Annotated in this window: 1 protein-coding gene and 1 pseudogene; both read left to right on the top strand. The window is 74.5% G+C overall.

The window, feature by feature from the left end:
• Positions 1-452 (top strand): annotated as a pseudogene (locus U1T56_RS24065) (hypothetical protein); the annotation flags it as partial.
• 74 nt (positions 453-526) lie between these two features.
• On the top strand, positions 527-1,231 hold the full coding sequence (locus U1T56_RS24060; protein WP_418162028.1) for a hypothetical protein: 705 nt from the start codon (positions 527-529) through the stop codon (positions 1,229-1,231).
• Positions 1,232-1,300: the final 69 nt, after the last annotated feature.

Here is a 1,300-nt window from a genome sequence, read left to right as displayed (position 1 = left end):
GGCTCGACACGCTGGTACGCCTCTCGACCCTGCTCGGGGCGAGCGATCAGCAGGCGGTCGATCTCCGGGCGGTGGTCGAGGCGACCCTGGCGCCGTACCGCGACGCCGGCAATCTGCACCTCGAAGGACCGCGCCGGCTTCTGCCGGCGCGGATCGCGCGCACGCTGAGCCTGATGCTGCACGAGCTCGCCACCAATGCCGCAAAGTACGGCGCTCTGTCCCGCGACGGCGGCACGGTCGACCTCGCCTGGTCCAGCATCGAGGCGCCGGAAGGTCGTCTCGTCCTCACCTGGACGGAACGCGGCGGCCCCCCGGTCGAGCCGCCCCGACGCCGGGGCTTCGGCTGCACGCTCATCGAGCAGAGCGCGCAGCACGGCCTCGGCGGCACGGCGCGGCTCGCGTTCGGGCGAGAGGGCGTGAGCTGCCGGATCGAGCTTCCACTGCCGCCATGAATATCTCGGGTTGAGCGCGGTGCTTTTCTAGGATAAAATACTGGCATCCCGGAACTTGGTCCCGAGGTCCGCGCATGACCACCCTGCCCTCCCCCCGCGCGCCCGCGCAAGCCGCAGCCGCACGCACCAACGGCGCCCGCTCGCACCGCCCCGCCGAGGGCAAGGCACGCGCGGCCCCGAACGCCACCCGCCACGGCCTGGGCGCCACCCGCTTCTACCTTTTGCCCGACGAGGACGCCGCCGAGTACCAGGCCTTCCGCGACGACCTCCTCGCCGCGCTCCACCCCCGCGATGCCGCCGAGCGGCACGCGGCGGAGCGGGCGATCCAGGCCATGTGGCGCCAGAGCCGCGCCGACCGGCTCGAGGCCGAGATCCTGGGCGAGCTGTTCGCCGCCAAGGAGATCCAGGACCAGGCAGAAGCGCAGGCGGCGCGCCAGGCGGCGTTTCGGGCGATGAGCACGCTGCTGCGCTACCGCGGCCGGATCGAGCGCGAGCGGGAGCGGGCGTTGGCGGCTTTCCATGCCTTGCGCCGGCAGCTGCCGCCGGCGGCACCGCCGCCGGCGAGCACGAACGGACCCGGCGCGGCGAGCCCTGCTGCTCCGGCGCCGGCGGCGGCAAGCGGCACGAACGAACCCGCCGCTCCGGCGAGCCCGGACCTTCGCCGCCTGGCACCGCTGCGGAACGGCACGAGCGGACCCGCGCCGGTGCGCCCGCTCAACCGCCACCAGCGCCGTCGGCTCGCGGCCCTGGAACGACAGGCGCAGCGCAAGGCGGCCTGAAGCGCCGAGCCGTCATGCCAGGGGGACGGCGTGCGAAGCTGACCAGGCCCACGAGGCGCAGACCGCGGC

It is taken from the genome of Benzoatithermus flavus (genome assembly GCF_037908215.1).
GTDB lineage: Bacteria > Pseudomonadota > Alphaproteobacteria > Geminicoccales > Geminicoccaceae > Benzoatithermus > Benzoatithermus flavus.
This window is presented reverse-complemented; position numbering and strand designations above follow the sequence as displayed.

What these genes read in the sequence shown, in the direction of transcription:
- U1T56_RS24060 (WP_418162028.1), top strand. Translation starts at nt 527, where the DNA reads ATGACCACCCTGCCCTCCCCCCGCGCGCCCGCGCAAGCCGCAGCCGCA.